Here is a 23295-nt window from a genome sequence, read left to right as displayed (position 1 = left end):
GCAATTACTCTTCAGAATCCCCAGCATCTGCATCATCTGCGGTTTCGTTAGCGAAGTCTTCGCGGCGATCGCCACGACGTTCGTCTTTCGCTTTAACCATCGGAGATGCTTCGGTTACCGCGTGCTTAACGCGCATAACCATGCTGCGGATAACGGCGTCGTTGAAGCGGAAGTTAGTTTCCAGCTCATCGATCGCTTCCTGCGGCGCTTCAACGTTCAGCAGAACGTAGTGAGCTTTGTGCAGTTTGTTGATCGGATAAGCCAGCTGACGGCGGCCCCAGTCTTCCAGACGGTGAATCTGACCTTGCGCGTTAGTGATGGTAGCACTGTAACGCTCGATCATGCCCGGAACCTGTTCGCTTTGGTCAGGATGGACCATAAAAACGATTTCGTAATGACGCATCGAATTGCTCCTTACGGATTATTCAGCCTCCTGTCAGGGTCAACCGCGGCCCATGGAAGCAAGGAACGTGTTTAGTGTGCGGCTGAAAAATGACGCGTAATCATACTGACGCAGGGCGGGAAACTCAAGGACTGCGTGGGTTTTATTCGCGTTAATGCGAGGCGCTATGGGAAATAGCACGATTTGCTCGTGAGTGAACCTATGTACGCCGATCCATCAGTTTCAAAAATCTTTCAATGAAATCAGCGCTGAGTCACAAATCTATTTCACTTTTTTTGAAAGAGGTCTTCAAAACACCCCGCTTTTTAATCGCCGGCAACGGACTAAAATTAACCATATCCGCCGCAGACAGCGCGACGAAAAAGATCCCAGGTTATTCAATGCAGATAAATGACTTTTTGCCGCAGCGACACTCGCTGTCAGGCCGTAACGGCAAAAAGTAAGAGAGGCACTATGAAACGCATTATTCTCACGACGGCGCTGGCCGCCCTGTTCTCCGCCAATGTGATGGCCGCGACGGAGATCACCTCGCACCAGGCCGATCAACGCCAAAGCGTCGGCTTCGTCACCCTGAACCAGAATGTGGTTTCGCCGGACGACGCCAGCAGCCAGGTCAGTAAAATCGCCGACCAACGCGGCGCAAGCTCTTATCGCATCATCGCCCTGCACGAACCGGGCGACAACAGCACGATGCACGTCAGCGCCGAGCTGTACCGCTAAAGAGACGCGCCACGCCAGGGAAATCCCAGGGCTTCATCAGAAAGCCCGTTCAGTCCGCACCGGAGCGCCGCCCGTTGGGCGCTCTGCTTCCCCCGCCAATCAGAGCTTGAGCAACGCCGGCGCGTTGAGCGCCTTGCCCGGATTGTGCAACTGCAACGCCATCCGCAGATAGTGGGTGCGCATTTGCAGCAGATCGGCACTTTCCGCCAGGGTCGCCCGCTGTTCGAACGAGAGTGCTCCCGGCGCCGCAGTGTGAGTGGCAGCCGCTTTCGGCACGCAGGCGAACAGCGCCGTCATGTTTTGCACCGTCTGCGCGGTAATGCGCGACAGCGGATGCGCCTTGTTTTGCCGCACCTTGTCGTCGGCTGCCTCCAGCATCTCGCTGAAGGCCGCTGAGTTAAGCTCGGCGCGCGCTTTTATCGTTCCCATTAAGCCGGCCGCACTGCCGATGCTTTTTATCATGCCCTCTGCTCCTTGCTGCCCTGAAAGAATTCACGCTGACATTCTCCTCCGACATGCATGAAACAATGCCCGAAACAGCAGGCACAGAGCGCTGCAATTCCATGCATCGTGCCCGGCGGCGCATCACAGCTCGCGGCGGAAAAAGTCGACCGTGGCGGACAGCGCCAACGGCGTGATGCGGTGCTTCACCCCCGGCTCGACGAGCGACGTCAAACGGCCATCCGCGCCTTGCCGCCGCAGTTCGGCCGCCAAACGCAGGCTGTCCGCCGCAGGCACCACGTCGTCCGTCTCGCCGTGCCACAGCAACAACGGCCGCCCGGCTATCGTCTCTAAACGCCCTTCCAGCTCATATTCCGCCAGCACGGCGGTGCGCGCGGCAAACGCCGCCGGCGAGAGCGCCTCGCCCTCTTCGCCCAACGGCGGATACAGCGTTTGCGCCAGTGAACGGTAATAGCCGGAGCCCATCAGACTGGCGGCCGCCCGGATCCACGGGAAGCGCGCGAAGGCGCCAAGCGCGGTCATGCCGCCCATTGAGGCGCCGGCAACGCCGATGCGGCCGTCGGCAATCAGGCCAAGCCGCTCAAAATGTGCCTTGATCTGCGGCAGCTCGTCGATATTGCTGCGCAGGATCTCCCAGAACGCCGCCAGGCGCCGCGTCTCATCGCCGTCGAACCGCTCGCCGTGCCGATCGGCATCCGGCAGCACCGCCCGAAAACCGGCGCGCGCCAGCGCATAGGCGAAGTAGGCGTACACCTCTTTCGACGAGGTATAACCATGGCAGAAGAACACCGTCGGCAGCGGCCGATGATACTGCCCCGCCGGCACCGCATGGATCACCGCAATATCGCCCGCCCGCTCGTCATGAATTTCGATCATCCGTTCATCCTCAACCCACCTGTTGGCATTCATCATGACAAACTTACGCCAGCCAGCGTTAGCTCAATCTGTTCCAGCTTATATTGCGTTACACTGAAGCCATCGCACCGGCTCTTTCGAGGTTCCCATGACGTTTGTCCGCACACTCATCGCCCTGACGCTGGCCGCACAGCTTTCCGCCTGCGGCATCATGACCACCACGCCGAAACCGCCGCCGCCGCCCACCACGCAGGCGCAGGAGATCGTTCGCGCGCAGACCGCCGAGCTGGTGAAAATCGGCACCGTCACCGCCGTGGTACGCGGCAGCCCGATGGACGTGGAAGCGGAGATCCAGCGCAAGGCCACCGCCGCCGGCGCCCGTTATTATGTGATCATCATGAACAGCGAAACCGTCGTGCCGGGCCAATGGTATTCCCAGGCGATCCTGTATCGCTAAGGCGGGGATTGTTTAAGCAGATTTACACTGGCTTTGCACTGGCTGAAGCAGGGTGTTGCACACTGAGGGACAGCATGCCGCATGTTGCGGGTGCGATTCAGGATCTGACGAAGGGGAACGCCATGAAACGCTCCACCGCACTCACCTCCCTCTTGCTTTCCATGGGGTTGCTCAGCACCGGCGCACAGTCCGCCGAGCTGGCGCCCGCCGATCGCGTGACGCCGCTCAGTGAAATCGCCGAGATCACCTTCAGCGATCTGCCCGGCTCGCCGCAGGAAGCGGAACTGGCCATCGCCCGCACCGCCGGTCAACACGGCGCCAGCTATTACCGCATCCTGCGGATGGAAGAACAGGCGCACCCGCTTGGCTGGCGCGCCTCGGCCATCTTATACCTTTAGTAGCTCATGCACGCCGCATTCAACACGCCGCCGCTAATGGAGACGCCCCCCAGGAAAATCCCGGCGGCCAGATGGTTGGCTTCGATCTTGTCGCTGATGCGCGGCATGTAGATCTTCACGGCCGCGAACAGCAGCAGTTGCACCACCAGCGCCACCACGCCCCACAGCAGGTAATCCAGCAGGCTGATCGAGTTGATCGCCGCGCTGGCCAGCGGGATCACATACCCCAGGCAAGCGCCGATAAAGGCAAAGGCGGCGGATTGATTATCGGCCTTGATCAACGCCCATTCGTCATGCGGGGTGATGCGGGTATAGACGAACAGAAACACCAAAATCATGGCGAAACCGCTGAAGAAGTAAGAGGCGAACGCCGCCAACGCGCTGAGAATATCCATGTGCATTTTCCTGTCAGAGTGAGGCTGAATTAAAAAGGTTTTCGCCGCCGCGCGCCACCCTTTTCCCTAACCGCCGATGGCGCGGTTCAGCAGTAGTTCGCACACCTCGGCCGACAGCAGGCTCTCGCCGCGGTGATCCAGCGTCAGGTGGCACCAGGCGTCGGCGATCTGCGGGCTGGCATGCTGCAGCAGTTGCGCGGCGCAGCACAGGTCGAACAGCTGCTGGGTCAGCAGCCGCCCCATCTCTTCACGCGGTTGCCGGGCGCGCTGCTGCCACTGCCGCCAGGCATGATCGAACAACCGATTCTGGCCGCGCACCGGCTGCAGCTCGAACTGCAACATCTCGAGCGCGCCCGGCAGTTTATGCAGACTGCGCAAAACGTCCAGACACATGATGTTGCCGGAGCCCTCCCAGATGCTGTTCACCGGCATTTCACGGTACAGGCGCGGCAGCTCGCTCTCTTCGCAGTAGCCGATGCCGCCCAGCACCTCCATCGCCTCGGCGATGAACGGCATGCCCTGACGGCAGATGCTGTATTTGGCCGCCGGCGTCAGCAGGCGGCTGTAGATCAGCTCGCCCTCATTGCTGCGGCTTTCCCAGGCGCGAGCCAGCCGGAACAGCAACGCGGTATGCCCTTCCAGCCGCAGCGCCATGCGCGCCAGAACCTGACGCATCAGCGGTTGTTCGATCAACAGCTTACCAAATGCCTGCCGCTGCAGCGCATGATACAGCGCCACCGACAGCCCGCGGCGCATCAGGCCGTGGCTGCCCAGCGAGCAGTCGAAACGGGTCAGGCCGCCCATTTTCAGGATATGCCGCACGCCGTCGCCCTCATCGCCCAGCAGCCAGGCGGTGGCGTCCTGAAACTCCACCTCGCTGCTGGCGTTGGAGCGGTTGCCCAGCTTGTCTTTCAGCCGTTCCAGGCGAATGGCGTTGCGGCTGCCGTCCGGCAAAATGCGCGGCAGGAAGAAGCAGGACAGCCCGCCTTCGGCCTGCGCCAGCACCAGGTGCGCATCGCTCTGCGGCACCGAGAAGAACCACTTGTGCCCCACTAGCCGGTAGGCTTCGCCCGGCCCGCGCGCGCCGAGCGACGTGGCGGTGGTGGTATTGCTCAAGACATCGGAGCCGCCCTGCTTCTCCGTCATGCCCATGCCGATCAGCAGGCCGCGCTTTTGCCCGCCCGGCAGCAGGTGGGCGTCATAACGATCCGACAGCAGCGGCGTCAGCCAGGAGCGAAACTCGGCCGGTAACGCCTGCTGCAGCAGCGGTGTGGCGCCGAAGGTCATGGTCACCGGGCACAGCGTGCCGGCCTCGACCTGCGCATGCAGCATAAAGCGCGCGGCGCGCGCCACGAAGGAACCGATACGTGCATCCTCCTGCCAGGGCAGGTTGTGCACCCGGTTGGCGATCAGCCCCTGCATCAGGATATGCCAGGCCGGGTGAAAGCGGACGTCGTCCAGTCGCTGGCCGGTGGCGTCGTAGCGCAGCAGCTCCGGCGGGTTGGCGTTGGCCAGCCGCCCCAGCTCCAGCGACTCCTGCGTGCCGAGCTGCTGGCCCAGCGAAGCCAATACCTCGGCGTCCCAACCGCCTTGCTCGCGCTGCAACGCTTCGCGCAGCGGCGTATCGGAGAGAAACAGGTTGCTGTTGCCCAGCGGCTTGGGTTGATTAAAAACGGTGTGCGTAGTCCAGACCATGAGAGTGCTCCCTGAAAAAAGCGTCAGGAGTAAGTATGGTCGGCGCAGAGATTTCTGCCGCAGGCGGGATCACAAGAGGGGGAATTAACGGGGGCACAGCGCCCCCGTCAGGAGAATCAGCCGCGCTGACGCACCGCTTCGAACAGGCAGATGCCGGTGGCGACCGACACGTTCAGCGAAGAGACGGTACCGGCCATCGGGATGCTGATCAGCTCGTCGCAGTGTTCGCGGGTCAGGCGGCGCATGCCTTCGCCTTCCGCGCCCATCACCAGCGCCATCGGGCCGGTCATTTTGCTTTGATACAGCGTATGGTCGGCTTCGCCGGCGGTGCCCACCACCCAGACATTCATCTCTTGCAGCAGACGCAGCGTGCGCGCCAGGTTGGTCACGCGGATCAACGGCACGTTTTCGGCGGCGCCGCAGGCCACTTTCTTGGCGGTGGCGTTCAACTGGGCGGAACGGTCACGCGGCACGATCACCGCGTGCACGCCGGCCGCGTCGGCGCTGCGCAGGCAGGCACCGAGGTTATGCGGGTCGGTCACGCCGTCCAGCACCAGCAGGAACGGCGTCTCCACGCTTTCCAGCAGGCCCGGCAGATCGTTCTCCTGATACTGGCGCCCTTCGCGCACCCGGGCGATGATCCCCTGGTGCACCGCGCCTTCAACCTTGTCATCCAGCCATTGGCGGTTCGCCACCTGGATCACGATGCCGGTCGCTTCCAGCTCGGCGATCAGCGGTTGCAGGCGGCGATCTTCGCGGCCTTTCAGGATAAACACTTCCAGGAAGCGTTGCGGGTCGCGCTCTAACAGGGCTTTGACGGCGTGGATGCCGTAAATAATTTCGCTCATGATGCTCTTTTAAATTCGTGCGGCCGGCGATAACCGGCCGATGGTAACGATGTGCGGCAGGTTAGGCCTGCTCGGCACCTTTCTTCTTGGCTGCGCGTTTGGCTTTGGTCGCCGCCGCGATTTTCCGCGTTTTGTCAGACGCTTTCTTGGCCTTCTTCTTCGCCTTCTTCACCTTGTCCGCAGGCTTGGCGTCATCCTGCTTGCGGAAGGCGCTGTCCGGTTCGAAGTTGGCCGGCGGTTTGCCGCCGCGGCGCTTGCCGCGCCCCGCATTGCCGCTGTCGCGCAGCGTACGCTGGCCGCCCTTCTTGGCGCGATCGCGCTCGGTTTTCCCTTCACCGCGCGCTTTGCGGGTGCTGGATACCAGCGCGAAGTCGATCTTGCGCTCGTCCATATGCACCGCATCCACGCGGATCTCCACCGTATCCCCCAGGCGATAGACCGTGCCGGAAGACTCGCCGATCAGGCGCTGGCCGATATTATCGTAGCGATAGTAATCATTATCCAGCGTTGATACGTGCACCAGCCCGTCGATAAACAGATCGTTCAGGCGCACGAAGAAGCCGAAGCCGGTCACGCTGGAGATGATGCCGCTGAACACTTCACCGACGTGATCCTGCATGAAGTCGCACTTCAACCAGTCGGCGACGTTGCGCGTCGCTTCGTCCGCGCGGCGCTCGGTCATCGAGCAGTGTTCGCCCAGCTGCAGCATCTCTTCAAATTCGCTGTGCCAGCCGCCGGTCGGCGTCCAGCGCTCTTTCGGCTCGCCGTGTTCTTTGGCCAGCTGATATTTGATCGCGCGGTGCAGCGCCAGATCCGGATAACGGCGGATCGGCGAGGTGAAGTGGCCGTAAGACGCCAGCGCCAGGCCGAAGTGGCCGCGGTTTTCCGGATCGTAAATCGCCTGTTTCATCGAGCGCAGCAACATGGTTTGCAGCATTTCGTGGTCAGGGCGCTCAGACACTTCATCCATCAGCACCGCATAGTCCTTCGGCTGCGGCTTATTGCCGCCGCCCAGCGTCAGCCCCAGTTCGCTCAGCACGCTGCGCAACGCGGAGATGTGATCGTCGCTTGGACGATCGTGCACGCGGTACAGCGCCGGCTCGTTGCGTTTCTCGACGAAGCGCGCGGCCGCCACGTTGGCCATGATCATGCACTCTTCGATCAGCTTGTGGGCGTCGTTGCGCACCGTCGGCTCTACGCGCTCGATGCGACGCTCGGCGTTGAAGATGAATTTGGCTTCTTCGGTTTCGAACGCGATGCCGCCGCGCTCGGCGCGCGCCTTATCCAGCACCTTGTACATGGCGTGCAGCTCTTCCAGGTGCTTGACCAGCGGATGGTAATGCTCGCGCATCTCCTGATCGCCCTGCAGAATGTGCCACACCTTGTTGTAGGTCAGGCGGGCGTGAGAGCTCATTACCGCCTCGTAGAACTTGGCCGTGGACAGGCGCCCCTGGGCGGAGATGGTCATCTCGCACACCATGCACAGGCGATCGACCTGCGGGTTCAGGGAGCACAGCCCGTTGGACAGCACTTCCGGCAGCATCGGGATCACCTGCGACGGGAAGTACACCGAGTTGCCGCGGCTGCGCGCTTCATCGTCCAGCGCGGTGCGCGGACGCACGTAGTAGCTGACGTCGGCGATCGCCACCCACAGGCGCCAACCGCCGCCGCGTTTTTTCTCGCAGTACACGGCGTCATCGAAGTCGCGCGCGTCTTCACCATCGATGGTGACCAACGGCAGCTTGCGCAGATCGACGCGGCCCTTCTTGGCCGCTTCCGGCACCTGTTCGCTGAGATCGGCCACCTGTTTTTCCACCTGCGGCGGCCAGGTATGCGGGATCTCATGGGTGCGCAGCGCGATATCCACCGCCATGCTGGTGCCCATCTTGTCGCCGAGGATCTCAACGATCTTGCCAACCGCCTTGGTGCGGCGAGTCGGACGCTGAGTCAGCTCCACCACCACCATAAAGCCCATGCGCGCGCCGCTGACGCTGTCCGCCGGGATCAGAATATCGAAGCTCAGACGGCTATCGTCCGGCACCACGAAGCCGGTACCGGCGTCCATGAAGAAGCGGCCGACAATCTGGCTGGTTTTCGGCACCAGCACGCGCACGATGCGCGCTTCGCGGCGCCCTTTACGGTCCGCGCCCAAGGCCTGCGCCAGCACCACGTCACCGTGGATCGCCATTTTCATCTGTTCGGCGGACAGGTACAGATCGTCTTTGCTGCCTTCGACGCGCAGGAAGCCGTAGCCGTCGCGGTGGCCGATCACCGTGCCGCGCAGCAGATCCAAACGTTCCGGCAGCGCGTAGCACTGGCGGCGGGTAAACACTAACTGACCATCGCGCTCCATGGCGCGCAGGCGGCGGCGCAGCGCTTCCAGCTGTTCTTCACCGCTGAGACCCAATTCGTTGCCCAGTTCTTCGCGGCTGGCCGGCGTTTCTCTTTTCGCCAAATGGGCCAGGATATATTCACGGCTGGGGATAGGGGATTCGTATTTTTCTGCTTCTCGTTCCAGGAATGGATCTTGTGACATTGCGGTTCCTCCGTTGTCATCAGCAGGATGACGTTGAGCCTTGTCTTCTCAACGTCGTTTTATTCGACAAGCAATAGCTTGTAGAGCGGCGGATTGTCTTCGACCATGTCGGCCAACGTATGCTTATCCAGCTCTTCAAGGAAATTCTGTACGCCCTGTTGGAGCACCTGCTTCAATCGGCAGGCAGGGGTGATGTGGCAAAACTCGCTGCTGCAGTTAACCAGCGCGAGCGGCTCCAGCGCCCGCACCACGTCGCCGAGGCGAATGCTCTCGGCCGGTTTGCCCAAACGGATGCCGCCATGCTTACCGCGCACCGCCGTGACAAAACCTACCCGGCTCAACTGATTGATGATCTTCACCATATGGTTGCGAGACACGCCATAAACCTCGGTCACTTCCGAGATGCTGGTCATCTTGTCCTGCGGCAACGAGGCCATGTAGATCAACGCCCGCAGGCCATAATCAGTAAAACTTGTTAACTGCACATCTTACCTCTGGGTATCACTTTACCCGTCTGATACGCCGCTTTTCGGCGCTATTCAAAAGATTACTCATTGGATAATAAACCAGCCGGAGAGTTCGTCGCTAATTATTTAGCGAATCCCGCGCCCTAAGGCGGGTTTATGAAAGGATTTTTTGACGTGAAACCGCAATCGGAGGGAGTCAGGATAAAAACAAACCGGGACGCGCCCGGTTTGTTTAATGCCGCAAAGCCTGATTATGCGTCGAACGGGTCGCGCAGGATCATGGTTTCGCTGCGATCCGGGCCGGTAGAGATGATGTCTACCGGTACGCCGGTCACTTCTTCGATGCGCTTGATGTAGTTCAGCGCAGCCTGAGGCAGCTTGCTGTGCTCTTTCACGCCAAAGGTGGTTTCGCTCCAGCCCGGCATGGTTTCGTAGATAGGCTCGATGCCTTCCCAGCCTTCAGCCGCCAGCGGAGTGGTGTCCACTTCGCGGCCGTCCGGCATGCGGTAGCCCACGCAGATCTTCACTTCTTTCAGGCCGTCCAGGACGTCCAGTTTGGTCAGGCAGAAGCCGGACAGGGAGTTGATCTGCACGGCGCGGCGCACCGCTACCGCGTCCAGCCAGCCGGTACGACGACGACGGCCGGTGGTGGCGCCGAACTCGTTACCCTGCTTGCACAGGTACTCGCCGGTTTCATCGAACAATTCAGTTGGGAACGGACCTGCACCCACGCGAGTGGAGTAGGCTTTCACGATGCCCAGCACGTAGTCCACATAACGCGGGCCGATGCCGGAACCGGTAGCCACGCCGCCGGCGGTGGTGTTGGAAGAGGTGACGTACGGGTAAGTACCGTGGTCGATATCCAGCAGGGTGCCCTGAGCGCCTTCGAACATGATCAGGTCGCCACGCTTGCGCGCGCCGTCCAGCAGTTCGGAAACGTCAACCACCATGGCGGTCAGGATGTCGGCGATAGACAGCACGTAGTCCAGCGTCGCCTGATAATCGACGGCGTCAACTTTGTAGTAGTTGACCAGCTGGAAGTTGTGGTAATCGACGATCTCTTTCAGCTTAACGGCGAAGGTTTCTTTGTTGAACAGATCGCCGACGCGCAGGCCGCGACGAGCCACTTTATCTTCGTAAGCCGGGCCGATGCCGCGACCGGTGGTGCCGATCGCTTTCGCGCCGCGCGCTTTCTCACGCGCGTTATCCAACGCAACGTGATAAGGCAGGATCAACGGGCAAGCTTCGGAGAGTAACAGACGTTCGCGTACCGGGATGCCACGCGCTTCGAGTTCACCCATTTCTTTCATCAACGCGTCCGGCGCCAGAACAACACCGTTGCCGATGATGCTGGTGACGTTTTCACGCAGAATACCTGAAGGAATTAAATGAAGAACGGTTTTTTCACCGTTGATTACCAGAGTGTGGCCAGCGTTATGGCCACCTTGGTAGCGCACAACATATTGAGCCCGTTCAGTCAGCAGGTCTACAACCTTGCCTTTACCTTCGTCACCCCATTGGGTGCCCAGTACGACGACGTTCTTACCCATTTTTCAAAATCACCGATTGCTTAAAAATGGATTCTACCACCGTAATTTTCGATTTTCAGCACTTTTAGCATACGATTGCATAAATTTTGGGCTAGACTTTAAAGACCCGTGCGGCCGCTCAACATATAGTAGATCACGCAGCCCGCAACCACTATTCCACCGCCAAATCGCCGCAGCGTTGCGTCCGGCAACTGCGACATCGCCACAATCATTTTGCGCCAGGCCTGCGGAAACAGCATCGGCCCCAATCCTTCCAGCACCAGAACCAGCCCGAGCGCCAGCCAAATCGTTGAGTTCATGCATCCCCCAAAAACGAGAAAGGGCCCGCGTAAACGGGCCCTCGTTCAGATTGCCTCCCGCGCTTATTTGCGCAGGGTATCAGGCGACTTCATGTAGCGGAAGAAATCGCTGTCCGGGCTCAGTACCAGCACGTCCTGATTGTCCTTGAAGCTGGCTTCATAGGCGCGCAGGCTGCGGATAAAGGCATAGAAGTCCGGATCCTGGCTGAACGCATTGGCGAACAGCTTGGCTGCTTCGGCATCGCCTTCACCGCGGGTGATACGCGCCTGACGCTCTGCTTCCGCCAGGGTACGGGTCACTTCGTAATCCGCGCTGGCGCGCAGCTTCTCGGCTTCTTCCTGGCCCTGCGAGCGCAGACGACGGGCTACCGCTTCACGCTCGGCGCGCATACGCTGGTAGATGGCGTCGGACACTTCGGCCGGCAGGTTGATCTGCTTGATACGCACGTCGATCACTTCGATGCCCAGCGCCGCCATGCTGTTCGGGTTCACCTGCGGCTGTTTGCCGGTGGTTTCCCGCTCAACGCGCGCCGCCGCAGAGGCGATAGCGTCATCGGCTTCGGTGGTCGCCACTTCTTCGCCGTCGCCCACTGTGCCGGTGTTCAGCGCGTCACGCACGTCAGACATCAGCTTGCCGCGCGAGTCGGTCACGATGTCTTTCACGTCCAGGCGGCCGATTTCGGAACGCAGACGGTCGCTGAACTTGCGTTTCAGCAGCACTTCGGCCTGGGAGACGTCGCCGCCGCCGGTCGCCAGATAGTAACGGCTGAAATCGCTGATGCGCCATTTCAGATAGGAGTCGACGATCAGGTCTTTCTTCTCGCTGGTCACGAAGCGATCGGCCTGGTTGTCCATGGTCTGGATGCGCGCATCCAGGTTCTTCACGGTCTCAATAAACGGGATCTTGAGGTGCAGACCCGGCGCATACACCAGCGGCTTGTTTTCGCCATCGCGCAGCACCTTGCCGAAGCGCAGCACGATGCCGCGCTGGCCTTCCTGCACCACAAACAGCGAAGCGTACAGCACCACCAGCACCGCGAGGACAATAACTACAAAAGACTTACGCATTGATTACTCTCTCCCTACGCGAGTGGTGTCGTCACGCTGCGCATTCGCCCGGCGCTGATCCATAACCGATCCGCCGCTGGTGCGCGGAGTGCTGCTGTTGGCAGCCGGCGCAGGATTCGGATTGAGGCGAATCAGGCTGGTATCCTTGTTGCCGCTCTCCGTCGCCGCGCCTTGGCCGCGCAGCATCTGATCCAGCGGCAGCACCATCAGGTTGTTGCCTTTGTCGCTCACCAACACCTTACGGGTATGGCCCAGCACTTTTTCCATGGTTTCGATATACAGACGCTCGCGGGTGATCTGCGGTGCAGACTTGTATTCCGGCAACAGCTTGGCAAAGCGCGCCACCTCACCCTGAGCTTCCAGGACGGTGCGATCCTTATAAGCCTTGGAGTCTTCCAGCAGACGCTGCGCCTGGCCGTTCGCACGCGGCTGAACTTCGTTGGCGTAAGCTTCCGCTTCACGGATGTATTGCTGCTCGTTCTCACGCGCGGCGATCGCATCGTCGAACGACGCCTTCACCTCTTCCGGCGGACGCGCCGCCTGGAAGTTGACGTCCAGCAGCGTGATGCCCATGTTGTAAGGACGAATGGTCTCTTCCAGCATGCGCTGCGTATCGTTACGCACCACGGTACGGCCTTCGGTCAGGATGCGGTCCATCGAGTATTTGCCGATCACGCCGCGCAGGGCGCTGTCGGTCGCCTGGCTCAGGCTGTCGTCGGCATTGACGACGCTGAACAGGTACGCTTCCGGGTTGGTCACGCGGTACTGCACGTTCATTTCCACGCGCACCACGTTTTCATCGGAGGTCAGCATCACGCCGGACGCTGCCAATTCGCGCACGGACTCCACGTTCACCGGACGCACGTCGTCGATGAAAGTCGGCTTCCAGTTCAGGCCCGGCTGCACCAGATGGCTGAACTTACCGAAACGCGTCACGACGCCGCGCTCGGCTTCCTTGATGGTGTAGAAGCCGCTGGCGGCCCAGATCACCACCACGGCGACCGCCGCGATACCGATAATGCGGCCGCTGAAGCCCGGACCAGAGGTGCCGGTGCCGCCGCTATTGCTGTTGGAGCCTTTGCCCCCGCCGAAACCGCTCAATTTCTTGCTCAGTTTGCGGAAGATATCGTCCAAATCAGGTGGCCCTTGATCACGACCGCCTTTGTTGTTACCGCCAGAGTTGCCGCCATTGTTATTGCTGCTCCCCCACGGGTCGCGGTCCTGTCCGTTATTACCGGGCTGATTCCACGCCATGTTTTAGCTCCATATTCTGTGATTGGGTACTTCAGGCTTTCGCGAAGCATAAATGTAACAGGATATGATCATACGATAAAGTCAATCAGGTCCTGTTCTTGCTTGCAGAGACGACGCCATTCGACGATCGGCATTCGCACCACCACGCCAATGCTGCCGTCTTCTTCGTTCCACTCTTTTTCAATCGCCTGAAGCTGGTAAAAACGGCTGCGAAGACGGCCTGCCCGTGGCGGTAAGCGCAATTCGTAATGCGCGATCTCCCCCGATAAGCGCTCCGTCAACGCCTGATACAGCAACGGAATACCCTCTCCGCTGGCGGCGGACAGCCACACCCGGATCGGCAGGTTTTCGTCGTTGCGGTCGATACGCGGCACAAAATCGTCCAGCATATCTATTTTGTTCATCACTAACAGTGTAGGAATTTCATCCGAGTCTATCTCCGCCAGCACGGTGTTCACCGCTTCGATGTTCTCATCGACGCGCGGATCTGCGGCATCGATGACGTGCAGCAGCAGAGATGCCTGGCGCGTTTCCTGCAGCGTCGCCTTGAAGGCGGCCACCAGATCGTGCGGCAGGTGCCGGATAAAGCCTACGGTATCCGCCAACACGGTATCCCCCACGTCCGGCACGTCAATGCGCCGCAACGTAGGATCCAGGGTGGCAAATAGCTGGTCCGCCGCATACACCTCGGCAGACGTTATTCGGTTAAACAGGGTGGATTTGCCGGCGTTGGTGTAGCCCACCAGCGATACGGTCGGCACATCGGCGCGGGTCCGCGCGCGTCGGCCTTGTTCACGCTGCTTTTCTACCCGCTCCAGGCGGCGCAGAATCAAGCTGATGCGATCGCGCAACAGGCGACGGTCGGTCTCAAGCTGGGTTTCCCCCGGCCCGCGCAGGCCAATCCCCCCTTTTTGCCGCTCCAGGTGCGTCCAGCCGCGAACCAGGCGCGTGGCGATGTGACGCAACTGCGCCAGCTCCACCTGCAGCTTACCTTCATGGGTGCGGGCACGCTGGGCAAAGATGTCTAAAATCAGCCCGGTGCGATCGATCACCCGGCATTCGCACAGGCGCTCGAGGTTTCTTTCCTGCGCCGGGGAAAGGGAATGATCAAACAGGACAACAGACGCGCCGCTGGCTTTCACCGCATCTGCAATTTCTTCGGCCTTTCCTTCGCCGACAAAGTACTTCGGATGCGGGGCTTTGCGGCTACCAGTCACCACTTGCAAAGCTTCGACACCGGCTGAGGAGACCAGCGATTCGAACTCGTTGAGGTCTTCCGTATCTTTGTCTTGCGAGAAATAGATATGAACCAGTACGGCCTGCTCACCGGCTTCATAACGGTCAAACAAGCGTGCAACCTCTCAAACGGACACTCACCGTGAGTTTGGGGGACATAAACAGCCCGCGGCTGCTTATGCTCCCCGTCATGGTTGACTTGCAACGCGCTTTATTCAGCGTCATCGCTTTCCTGCTGCGGCTGTTGCTGCGCAGACGGATTGTTGCCATGGTGATAGTTGCTTGAACCGCCGCTCGGGTTGTTGCTGTGATGCGAAACCGGGCGTGACGGGACAACGGTAGAGATAGCGTGCTTGTACACCATCTGGCTAACCGTGTTCTTCAACAGGATGACAAACTGGTCAAAAGACTCAATCTGGCCTTGCAGCTTAATACCATTCACCAAATAAATAGAAACCGGAACACGTTCACGACGCAATGCGTTCAGGAACGGATCTTGCAAAGATTGCCCCTTAGCCATTCTATCTTTTCCTTATTTGCTTGTTGTTTGTAACTAAGAACCTGTCGGCTCTAAAATAAACGACGTAAAAAATTTGCGCGCTGAATACTCAGCAATTGTACACAATCACCCAACCTATGCACTAACAACCTGTGTCACCGAGTCCAAAGCCTCTCCCGGCTTTTCACTGTCCAACCAATGGACCGACTCCCAACCCCGTAACCAGGTCATTTGGCGTTTAGCCAACTGACGTGTTGCGCAAATACCACGATAAACCATCTCATCGTAACTAATTTCACCAGACAAGTATGACCACATCTGGCGGTAACCGACACAGCGAATGGAGGGCAAGTCCGTATGCAAATCACCCCGTGCGAAAAGTGCACGCGCTTCCGTCTCAAAACCCGCCGCCAACATTTGATGGTACCGCAGCTCGATGCGTTGATGGATCAACTCACGGCTGGTCGGCGCTATCGCAAATTGGTGAACTTGATACGGCAACGATTCACCCGAAATTTTAGTCAGTTCCGTTAAAGTTTTACCCGAAATAAAAAAAACTTCCAGTGCTCTGGACAGTCTCTGCGGATCATTCGGATGAATTCTCAATGCCGCGACCGGATCGATCGCCTGTAACTGACGGTGCAACGCCTCCCAGCCCTGCTCCGCCGCTTGCCGTTCGATGCGCTCGCGCACCGCGGGATCGGCGGACGGCAACGGCGACAATCCTTCCAGCAACGCCTTGAAATACAACATGGTACCGCCCACCAACAGCGGAATGCGACCGGCGGCGGTGATGTCGGCCATCTCTTTCAGCGCATCGGCGCGAAACTCCGCGGCCGAGTAAGCTTCGGCGGGATCGCGGATATCGATCAGCCGGTGCGGCGCCTGCGCCAATTCTTCGGCGCTCGGCTTGGCGGTGCCGATATCCATGCCGCGGTAAATCAGCGCGGAATCAACGCTGATCAGCTCCACCGGCAGGCGTTCGCGCAGCGCGATCGCCAGCGCGGTCTTGCCCGAGGCGGTTGGCCCCATGATGAAAATAGCCGGGGGACGTGGTGTCATTTCAGTGTCAGTCATGCTTGAGGGCCGCCAGTGCGGCCTGTAAATCAACGGGTTGTAAAAGTCCGCTCGGTGGCGATTTGACCAGCTGCGGGCAAAGTCGTTCAACGTCGGTCAGCAATTGTATCGCTTGCGAGGTGTTCCACTGTTCATGTTCGCTGCCAAGGCGGCGAGCGAGCCAGGTAGCCAGCACCGCGGGCGACATCTCCTGATGTTCGGCCAGATAGCCTAACAGTTCGGGTATCAGTTTTTGTAAATTTTGTTGGCGTAATGGTAAAGGCACTGCGCGCAGCGTCACACGGCCGTGATCCGTCTGCAGATCCAGCCCCATCGCCGCCAACAGCGCCTGATGCCGCGCGATGGCCGCCGCTTCGCTCTTCTCCAACGTCAGCTTGACTGGGATCAGCAGCGGCTGCGGCCGCAGCCCTTCTGCCGGCGGGTTGAGCTGCGCCTGGCGCAGCCAGCGTTCCGCCACCGTCAGATTGAGCAACGCCGGCTGCTGGCACTGTTCAATCAACGCATAACACGGCGGATGGATCATCAACACCCGGCCAAAACTGTGCTGGCCACCCGCCAACGGCGTTTCCGCTGCGGCTTTCGCCGGCGGGAACAGCGGCGGCTTGCTCGAGACTTCCGGCGCGGCCTCGGCCGGCGGCTCGGCTGCGGGCTGCATCAGTTTACCGTACAGCTCGCCTTCGCGTTTCTGATAGCCGCCCGCCGCTTGCCGGCTCGGCTGCGGCGCCCGCTCGCGGGCGGCGCCGGCCGGTGGAGGCGTTTCACGGCGCGGCGCAGGCTGAGAAAAATGGTTGCCGCCGGCAGCGACGCGGTTTTCCTGCTGCCAGACCGGCGCGGGCGCTTCGTCCGGCGTTTCCGTCAGCGGCAGCGACGGCGTCTGACCGGCCTGTTGCAGCACCGTGGTCACCGCCTGGTAGATAAAATCGTGCACCAGCCGCGCCTGATGGAAACGCACCTCGTGCTTGGCGGGATGAACATTGACGTCCACCTGGTGCGGATCGACCTCCAGATACAGCACGTAAGCGGGCTGCTGATCGTCCTTCAACTGATCCTGATAGGCCTGACGAATGGCGTGGTTGATCAAGCGATCGCGCATCATGCGGCTGTTGACGTAGCAATACTGCATTTCACCCAGCTGGCGCGCCCCGTCCGGATCCGCCACCCAACCGCGGATGCTCAGATCGCCGTGCTGCCAGTCGATGTTAAGCGCATGCTGCAAAAACGCCGGGCCGCAGATGCTGCCCAAACGGCGTTCGTGCTGGCTCTCTTCCTTCGCCGCCCGGTATTGGCGGATCAGTTTGCCGTTGTGGCTGAGGTTGATCGCCACATCGAAACGCGCCAGCGCGATGCGCCGCACCACTTCATCGATATGGCCAAATTCGGTTTTCTCGGTGCGCATGAACTTGCGGCGCGCCGGCGTGTTGTAAAACAAATCCAGCACTTCCAGCGTGCTGCCGACCGGGTGTGCAGCGGGTTTGACCGTCACCGCCTGCTCGCGCCCCTCGGCATAGGCTTGCCACGCCTCGCTTTGTTCGGCGGTGCGCGACGTCAGGGTCAAACGGGAAACCGAGCTGATACTGGCCAGCGCTTCGCCGCGAAAGCCGAGGCTGACGATCGCCTCCAGGTCGTCGAGCGTGCTGATTTTACTGGTGGCGTGCCGCGCCAGCGCCAGCGCCAGATCGTCCTTGCCGATGCCGCAGCCGTTATCGCGAATGCGGATCAGCTTGGCACCGCCGCGTTCGATATCGATATCGATGCGCGTCGCACCGGCGTCCAGACTGTTTTCCACCAGCTCTTTGACCACCGACGCGGGGCGTTCAACCACCTCTCCGGCGGCGATCTGGTTGGCGAGCTGTGGCGGTAACACCTGGATAGGCATGCTGACTCCTGTAGCGGTGGCGCTAGGCCTGCGGAATGGTCAGCGTCCGATCCAGCGGCGCGACGTCCGACTTCAGATTATTGACCCGTTTCAGATCGCCGACGCTGACCCCATAACGAGAAGCGATAGAGGACAGCGTGTCCCCACGGGCCACTTTATGTTTAGACGGCTTCTTCGCCGGCGTTTTCGCCTTGGCGACGGCGGTGACGGCGGCGGTTTTACCCGCCGGCACCTTCAGGCGTTGCCCGACCCACACGCCGTCTTTCTTCAGTTTGTTCAGATCCCGCAGGGCCGCCATGGTGGTGCCGTAGCTGTCGGCGATGCCGGACAGCGTCTCCGCCCGCTTCACCACGTGGATCTGGGTCTTGCCGCTAACGCTGCGGCTTGCGCCGGCCGGGCTGACGATAGGCTCCGGCTGGCGCACGTCTGGTGTTGAGGTGTTAACCGCCGCTGCGACGTCCAGCGGTCGGTTTTCCACCTTTGGGTCGGCTTGCAGCGGATGCGCCAGGAAGTAGCTGCGCAGGCCGTTATGAATGGCCCTGGCAATCTTCTCCTGATACGCGCTACTGCCCAGCAGCCGCTCCTCCGTGCTATTACTGATAAATCCTGTTTCCACCAGCAGCGATGGAATATCCGGCGAACGCAGCACGCCCAGGCTGGCGTGTTCCGGCCGGCGTTTATGCAACGATCCGACGCTCTGCAGCTGCTGCAGTACCTTCACCGCCACGTCGTACCCGACGCGCTGCGAGTGGCCGAACTGCAGATCCAACACCGCCTGGCTCAGATAAGGGTCGGCCTGGCTATTGGCCAGCAAATCGCCGGCGCCGCCGAGCAGCTCAGACTGCTTCTCATGCTGTTCCAGCCAGCCGGCCATTTCGCTGTTGGCACGGCGGTTGGACAGCACCCAGACGGAAGCGCCGCTGGCGCTGCGGTTTGGCGCGGCGTCGGCGTGGATGGAGACCAGCACGTTGGCGCCCTGTTTACGCGCAACGTCGGAACGCCCCATCACCGAGATAAAATAGTCGCCGTTACGCGTCAGCACCGGTTTGAACTGCGGATCGGCGTCCAGCATCGCCTGCAGGCGGCGCGCGATGGCGATGGTGACATTCTTTTCTTTCAACCCGCTCGGGCCAATGGCTCCCGGATCCTGGCCGCCGTGGCCGGCGTCGATCGCCACCACCACCCGATCGCCGGAACCGGCGGAAACGCGGCTGCTGCGCGGCGTGACCTCAGTGGCGGTGCCTGCGACCACAGTCTGTTTTTGGGTGAAGGGATTCGATCCCGTCGGCGCTTTGCGCAGCGGCGGCTCCGGCGCTTCACGCACCGCAACCGGCGCCTGACGCGGCGGTTGACTGACGGCGACCGGCGGAGGCGTTTGCACCGGCGCTTTACGCGCCACGATATTGGCGCCGCCTTCGGCCGAAATGGTGAATACCACGGTATGCACGCCGCCGTTCTGGCGAGTGGAAACGCGGGTTTTGGCGCGCTGGGTCAGATCAAACACCAGGCGCACGCTCTGAGCGTCTTTCGGCGCGCTGGAGCGAATGCTCTTTACCAGGTTTTGCCCGCTAAAGTTGAGCGGCAGGCCGCCGACTTTGCCCTTCTGGTTAACGTCCAGCACCACCCGTTCCGGGCCGTGCAGCGGGAAAAACGCATAGTCCGGCGGGCCATTGAAGCTCACCGACACCGTCGCTTCGCGTTGGGCGTTCGACACTTTGATATCGGACAGCGAGGACGCCGCCAGCGCGTTCAACGCGCCGAGCGGCCCCAGCACGGCGATCAGCATGATGACCGCAAATTTTTTCAACACCTGCGTCATTGCAGCATCATCCCTGTGATCCATGAATGCGGTCTAACAACTGGCTGCCGTATGCGGAAATCGCCTCGATCTTCGCCTCTCGCCCCTCGCCCTGATAGCTGAGGTGCAGCGCCAGATCCGGCTCCGGCAGCACGCCGGTGCCCTGCTGCGGCCATTCGACCAGGCAGATGGCGTCTTGCGCGAAGTAATCGCGAATGCCCATGAATTCAAGCTCTTCCGGATCGGCCAGGCGATACAGATCGAAGTGATACACCGCCAGCGGCTGCAAGGCATAGGGTTCCACCAGCGTGTAGGTCGGGCTTTTGACGTTGCCCTGATGCCCCAACGCCTGCAGGAAACCACGGCTGAAGGTGGTTTTACCGGCGCCCAGGTCGCCGTAGAGATAGATGACGCTGGCGCGATCGCAGGCCTTGGCCAAAGTGGTGCCCAAAGCGACAGTCGCTGCCTCGTCCGGCAGAGGTAAAACGAGTTCTTTCATTCGATAAAGTCTATTTTGCCCACTCAGGATTAACGAAATGAAGGATGTCCGGCAGTAAATCGGTCGCCAACATGCCTCTTGTTCCTTGTCTTTCCGCTACGCGATCGCCGGCCGCGCCATGCACGACGCAGCCCGCACAGGCGGCATCATACAGCGGGAGCTTTTGCGCCAGCAAACCGCCGATGATGCCCGACAGCACATCGCCCATGCCGCCGGAGGCCATGCCGGCATTGCCGACGTCGGCGATCGCCATCTGCCCCTGCTCATCGGCGATCAGCGTACCGGCGCCTTTCAGCACCGCCACGCCGCCGTAGCGCGCCGTCAGCTTGCGCACGGCAAGTAAGCGATCACTCTCGATGTCGGCAGTGCTGCAGCTCAACAGCCGCGCCGCCTCTCCAGGATGCGGAGTCATCACGCGATTCTGCCGTTTCTCGGGATTTAATGCCAGCAAGTTCAGCGCATCGGCGTCCCACAAGGCTGGTTTATCGCTGGTTTGCAGCACGTTCAAGGCGTTTTTGCCCCACTCAGCCTGGCCCAGCCCCGGGCCAATCACCAGCACATCCGCCCATTGCATCGCCTGCCGCAGCGTCGCCTCGTCCAGCGCCTGCGCCATCAGCTCCGGCCTGGCCGCCAGCAGCGGCGCAACATGATCAATGTGAGTAAGCACTCGCACTAATCCAGCCCCGCTGCGCAGCGCCGCCTCCGCCGCCATGCGAATGGCGCCACCGAAACCGCTATCGCCGCCCACCAACAGCAGGCGGCCATGCTCGCCCTTATGCGCGCAGGGGCGGCGCGGATGCAGCCAGCGCGGCAACACCTCGGCGGTAAGCCGCTGAATCTGCTCCGGTTGCTTCGCCAACCAACCCGATAAGCCTAGCGCATTCTGATGAAGTTGCCCGACCCAGTCGCGCGCCTGGCCAGTCAGCAGCCCCGGTTTGAGGCCGATGAACGTGACGGTGTGCGCGGCACGCACCACCGCGCCTGGCGCCGCGCCGCTTTCCGCCAACAAGCCGGACGGAACATCGAGCGCCACCACCGGCGCCGAATGGCGGTTGGCGGCCTCGATCAGCGCGTCGTAAGGCGCACGCGGCGCGCTGCCAAGGCCAGTGCCCAGCAGGCCGTCGATAATGAGCGAAACAGACGCCGGCCAGCGGCTGTTCGCCGGCAGAATGTCGCCGCCTGCAGCTTGCCAGGCCTCGCGAGCCACTGCGGCTTCCGGTGGCAAAGGGCGTGCGCCTTCGCAGGCGATCAGCGTCACCTGCACGCCTGCCGCCTTCGCCAGGCGCGCCACCACATAGCCGTCGCCGCCGTTGTTGCCGTGGCCACACAGCACCAGCCAGTGGTCGCGGGAGGGATACGCGTTGCGCGCCAGCGCGTAGGCCGCCTGACCGGCGCGCTGCATCAAATCGTAAAGAGAAATACCGAGCGAGGCCGCCGCCGCGGGTTCCGAGCGACGGATCCAATCCGCAGGCCAGACAGAGTGTGGTAAACTGTCAGCGTATGCTTTTTCACTGTGGCCCGTCATGACGCACCCCCTCGATCTCCATCAACTCGCCCAACATATCAAGCTATGGGGGCAATCGCTAGGATTCCAGCAGGTTGGCATCTGCGATACCGATCTGAGCCTTGAAGAGCCGAAGCTGCAGGCCTGGCTCGACAAGCAGTACCACGGCGAGATGGAATGGATGGCGCGCCACGGCATGTTGCGCGCACGCCCTCACGAACTGTTGCCGGGCACGCTGCGAGTGATCAGCGTGCGCATGAACTACCTGCCGGCCAAGGCGGCGTTCGCCAGCACCTTGCAGAATTCGCAACTGGGCTACGTCAGCCGCTACGCGCTGGGGCGTGACTATCACAAGCTGTTGCGCCAGCGCCTGAAAAAACTGGGCGATCAGATCCAGGAATACTGCGGCGAGTTGAATTTCCGCCCCTTTGTCGATTCTGCGCCGGTGATGGAGCGCGCGCTGGCCGCCAAGGCGGGCATTGGCTGGGTTGGTAAACACTCACTAATTCTCAACCGTGAAGCCGGGTCGTGGTTTTTCCTCGGCGAGTTGCTGATCGATTTGCCGCTGCCGGTGGATCAGCCGCAGGAAGAACAGTGCGGCCGCTGCGTCGCCTGCATCACCACTTGCCCGACCGGCGCCATCGTCGCCCCCTATACCGTCGACGCCCGGCGCTGCATCTCCTACCTGACCATCGAGCTGGAAAGCTCGATCCCGGAAGAATTTCGCCCGCTGCTCGGCAACCGCATCTACGGCTGCGACGACTGCCAGCTGATCTGCCCGTGGAATCGCTTTTCGCAGCTCACTGACGAAGACGATTTCAGCCCGCGCGCCGCACTGCATGCGCCGCAGCTGATCGATCTGTTCAACTGGACAGAAGAAAAATTCCTGCGCATCACCGAAGGCTCGGCGATACGCCGCATCGGCCACCTGCGCTGGTTGCGCAATATCGCCGTGGCGCTGGGCAATGCGCCTTATGAGGACGGCGTCGTGCTCGCACTGCGCACGCGTTTGGGCCAGGACAGCATGCTGGACGAACATATCCACTGGGCGCTGGCGCAACAGCTTGCTCGCCGTGAAGCGCAGGGCATCGAGGTGCAGACGGCACAGAAAAAACGGCTGATACGGGCTGTGGAAAAAGGTTTGCCGAGGGACGCCTGACGGCGTGCGCCGCGCGGCCGTATCACCGGCATCCTTACTCTGTGGATTTGTGCATAAAAATAAAAACACGTTGTCTTTCAACTGCAACAAAAAGAGCAAGTGATCGGCATAACGTTTTGGGATAAATAAATAAGCATATAAATCAAATAGATAAATATTTAATTTGTATGACGTTGATTTTTCAGGCAGGCGAGTTTATGTGCAGAGGCTGTGGATAACTCTGTTCACAACATTTTTACC

The 23295-nt window shown here is 60.8% G+C and carries 24 protein-coding genes; 5 read left to right on the top strand and 19 right to left on the bottom strand.

Annotated features, from left to right (window positions below; all coding sequences use genetic code 11):
* Positions 1 to 4: 4 nt before the first annotated feature.
* The gene (rpsF, locus tag JL05_RS02885) at positions 5 to 403 is read right to left on the bottom strand and encodes a 30S ribosomal protein S6 (RefSeq protein WP_004933634.1); all 399 of its coding nucleotides are present in this window, start codon (positions 401 to 403) and stop codon (positions 5 to 7) included.
* 236 nt (positions 404 to 639) lie between these two features.
* Here rpsF and JL05_RS25275 point away from each other — a divergent pair, with 236 nt between their 5' ends.
* Together JL05_RS25275 and JL05_RS02880 are read left to right on the top strand one after the other, a co-directional pair.
* Positions 640 to 846 carry a hypothetical protein gene (locus JL05_RS25275; RefSeq protein WP_135637724.1) on the top strand — a complete coding sequence of 69 codons (207 nt, stop codon included), beginning with the start codon at positions 640 to 642 and terminating at the stop codon, positions 844 to 846.
* A gap of 10 nt (positions 847 to 856) precedes the next feature.
* Entirely contained in the window at positions 857 to 1123 is a 267-nt protein-coding gene (locus tag JL05_RS02880) for a YdgH/BhsA/McbA family protein (protein WP_033631615.1), read from the top strand.
* 99 nt (positions 1124 to 1222) lie between these two features.
* On the opposite strand, the gene JL05_RS02875 is transcribed toward JL05_RS02880, so the two are convergent.
* A complete protein-coding gene (locus JL05_RS02875) occupies positions 1223 to 1585 on the bottom strand; it encodes a hypothetical protein (protein ID WP_033631614.1) in 363 nt (120 codons plus the stop codon).
* Positions 1586 to 1708: 123 nt separating this feature from the next.
* A complete protein-coding gene (yjfP, locus tag JL05_RS02870) occupies positions 1709 to 2461 on the bottom strand; it encodes an esterase (RefSeq protein ID WP_033631613.1) in 753 nt (250 codons plus the stop codon).
* Positions 2462 to 2588: 127 nt separating this feature from the next.
* Between yjfP and bsmA the strand changes: the two genes are divergently transcribed.
* Both bsmA and JL05_RS02860 read left to right on the top strand, forming a co-directional pair.
* Complete coding sequence (bsmA, locus tag JL05_RS02865; protein ID WP_004933642.1) at positions 2589 to 2897, top strand: biofilm peroxide resistance protein BsmA; 309 nt, start codon at positions 2589 to 2591, stop codon at positions 2895 to 2897.
* Between the two features lie 122 nt (positions 2898 to 3019).
* A complete protein-coding gene (locus tag JL05_RS02860; protein ID WP_033633541.1) occupies positions 3020 to 3295 on the top strand; it encodes a YdgH/BhsA/McbA family protein in 276 nt (91 codons plus the stop codon).
* Here the strand turns inward: JL05_RS02860 and JL05_RS02855 are convergent.
* The 16 genes from JL05_RS02855 to nnr all read right to left on the bottom strand — a co-directional run bounded on the left by JL05_RS02855 (position 3292) and on the right by nnr (position 21917).
* Positions 3292 to 3690 (bottom strand): DUF350 domain-containing protein, encoded by a 399-nt coding sequence (locus JL05_RS02855; RefSeq protein WP_033631612.1) that lies wholly within the window; start codon positions 3688 to 3690, stop codon positions 3292 to 3294. The two genes, JL05_RS02860 and JL05_RS02855, sit on opposite strands and share 4 nt — an antisense overlap.
* Positions 3691 to 3756: 66 nt before the next feature.
* On the bottom strand, positions 3757 to 5385 hold the full coding sequence (locus tag JL05_RS02850; RefSeq protein ID WP_033631611.1) for an isovaleryl-CoA dehydrogenase: 1629 nt from the start codon (positions 5383 to 5385) through the stop codon (positions 3757 to 3759).
* Between the two features lie 116 nt (positions 5386 to 5501).
* Entirely contained in the window at positions 5502 to 6233 is a 732-nt protein-coding gene (gene rlmB, locus JL05_RS02845) for a 23S rRNA (guanosine(2251)-2'-O)-methyltransferase RlmB (protein WP_004933653.1), read from the bottom strand.
* 61 nt (positions 6234 to 6294) lie between these two features.
* Positions 6295 to 8769 (bottom strand): ribonuclease R, encoded by a 2475-nt coding sequence (gene rnr, locus JL05_RS02840; protein ID WP_033631610.1) that lies wholly within the window; start codon positions 8767 to 8769, stop codon positions 6295 to 6297.
* A gap of 59 nt (positions 8770 to 8828) precedes the next feature.
* Positions 8829 to 9254, bottom strand: coding sequence for a nitric oxide-sensing transcriptional repressor NsrR (nsrR, locus tag JL05_RS02835; protein WP_015376391.1), 426 nt, complete (start codon positions 9252 to 9254; stop codon positions 8829 to 8831).
* A 233-nt stretch (positions 9255 to 9487) separates the two neighbouring features.
* Positions 9488 to 10786 (bottom strand): adenylosuccinate synthase, encoded by a 1299-nt coding sequence (locus JL05_RS02830; RefSeq protein ID WP_004933663.1) that lies wholly within the window; start codon positions 10784 to 10786, stop codon positions 9488 to 9490.
* Positions 10787 to 10884: 98 nt separating this feature from the next.
* Positions 10885 to 11085 carry a DUF2065 domain-containing protein gene (locus tag JL05_RS02825; protein WP_004933666.1) on the bottom strand — a complete coding sequence of 67 codons (201 nt, stop codon included), beginning with the start codon at positions 11083 to 11085 and terminating at the stop codon, positions 10885 to 10887.
* 63 nt (positions 11086 to 11148) lie between these two features.
* Positions 11149 to 12153: a protease modulator HflC gene (gene hflC / locus JL05_RS02820; RefSeq protein ID WP_004933669.1), complete on the bottom strand. Its 1005-nt coding sequence runs from the start codon at positions 12151 to 12153 to the stop codon at positions 11149 to 11151.
* A 3-nt stretch (positions 12154 to 12156) separates the two neighbouring features.
* Positions 12157 to 13407, bottom strand: coding sequence for an FtsH protease activity modulator HflK (gene hflK / locus JL05_RS02815; protein ID WP_016929360.1), 1251 nt, complete (start codon positions 13405 to 13407; stop codon positions 12157 to 12159).
* Between the two features lie 68 nt (positions 13408 to 13475).
* Positions 13476 to 14756: a ribosome rescue GTPase HflX gene (gene hflX, locus JL05_RS02810; RefSeq protein ID WP_004933675.1), complete on the bottom strand. Its 1281-nt coding sequence runs from the start codon at positions 14754 to 14756 to the stop codon at positions 13476 to 13478.
* A gap of 98 nt (positions 14757 to 14854) precedes the next feature.
* Positions 14855 to 15163: an RNA chaperone Hfq gene (gene hfq / locus JL05_RS02805; protein ID WP_004933678.1), complete on the bottom strand. Its 309-nt coding sequence runs from the start codon at positions 15161 to 15163 to the stop codon at positions 14855 to 14857.
* A 114-nt stretch (positions 15164 to 15277) separates the two neighbouring features.
* Positions 15278 to 16219 (bottom strand): tRNA (adenosine(37)-N6)-dimethylallyltransferase MiaA, encoded by a 942-nt coding sequence (gene miaA, locus JL05_RS02800; RefSeq protein WP_004933679.1) that lies wholly within the window; start codon positions 16217 to 16219, stop codon positions 15278 to 15280.
* Positions 16212 to 18095: a DNA mismatch repair endonuclease MutL gene (mutL, locus tag JL05_RS02795; protein WP_033631609.1), complete on the bottom strand. Its 1884-nt coding sequence runs from the start codon at positions 18093 to 18095 to the stop codon at positions 16212 to 16214. Before mutL ends, miaA begins: the two co-directional genes overlap by 8 nt.
* Positions 18096 to 18117: 22 nt before the next feature.
* The gene (gene amiB / locus JL05_RS02790) at positions 18118 to 19914 is read right to left on the bottom strand and encodes an N-acetylmuramoyl-L-alanine amidase AmiB (RefSeq protein ID WP_033631608.1); all 1797 of its coding nucleotides are present in this window, start codon (positions 19912 to 19914) and stop codon (positions 18118 to 18120) included.
* 7 nt (positions 19915 to 19921) lie between these two features.
* Positions 19922 to 20392, bottom strand: coding sequence for a tRNA (adenosine(37)-N6)-threonylcarbamoyltransferase complex ATPase subunit type 1 TsaE (gene tsaE / locus JL05_RS02785; protein ID WP_025305017.1), 471 nt, complete (start codon positions 20390 to 20392; stop codon positions 19922 to 19924).
* Positions 20393 to 20402: 10 nt separating this feature from the next.
* Entirely contained in the window at positions 20403 to 21917 is a 1515-nt protein-coding gene (gene nnr, locus JL05_RS02780; protein WP_033631607.1) for a bifunctional ADP-dependent NAD(P)H-hydrate dehydratase/NAD(P)H-hydrate epimerase, read from the bottom strand.
* Here nnr and queG point away from each other — a divergent pair.
* Positions 21916 to 23055, top strand: a complete 1140-nt coding sequence (gene queG, locus JL05_RS02775; protein ID WP_033631606.1) for a tRNA epoxyqueuosine(34) reductase QueG — start codon at positions 21916 to 21918, stop codon at positions 23053 to 23055. The two genes, nnr and queG, sit on opposite strands and share 2 nt — an antisense overlap.
* The last annotated feature ends 240 nt before the right edge of the window (positions 23056 to 23295 follow it).

Source organism: Serratia nematodiphila DZ0503SBS1 (genome assembly GCF_000738675.1).
GTDB classification, from domain to species: Bacteria; Pseudomonadota; Gammaproteobacteria; order Enterobacterales; family Enterobacteriaceae; genus Serratia; species Serratia nematodiphila.
Note: the sequence above shows the minus strand (reverse complement) of the source record. Positions and strands in the feature narration are given on the sequence as shown.